Below are 424 nucleotides of genomic sequence, written 5' to 3' on the forward strand. Positions count from 1 at the left end.
GCCGTCCTCGGCCTGGGGCTCACTGGCGAGCCGCCGCAGCCGCGTGGCCTCCCGGACGCTCACGGTCTCCCCGCACCACTCGACGGCCTCACTCAGGGACAGACCCTCGCGCTCGGTCAACTCCCGCAGCGCCTCACCAGCGCGCTTCTCGGTCTCGGCCACCGCCGCGCCGCGCTCACCGATCGCGACCATGACCCGCTCGGCCAAGTCGATCACCCGGCGCTCCCGCTCCTCGCGTTCGCGCCGCCGCTTCTCGGCGATCTCCCGCGCCGTACGCCGTGCCTGCTGCTTGATCGTCTGCTGACTCATCCGGTCCTCACTCGTGTCGACATGGACTCTGACAGTCACCTACGACATTTCCCGGACCCCGAGCGATCACCGAACCGCAGAAACCTTCAGACCCGCTCCCTCAACCCGTTCAGCC

1 pseudogene is annotated in these 424 nt (G+C 69.6%); it reads right to left on the minus strand.

Annotated features, from left to right (window positions below):
* Positions 1 to 309: pseudogene (locus CBF90_RS16500) on the minus strand (hypothetical protein); the annotation flags it as partial.
* Between the last annotated feature and the right edge of the window lie 115 nt (positions 310 to 424).

This window comes from Microbacterium sp. AISO3 (assembly GCF_002204305.1).
Taxonomy (GTDB): domain Bacteria; phylum Actinomycetota; class Actinomycetes; order Actinomycetales; family Microbacteriaceae; genus Microbacterium; species Microbacterium arborescens.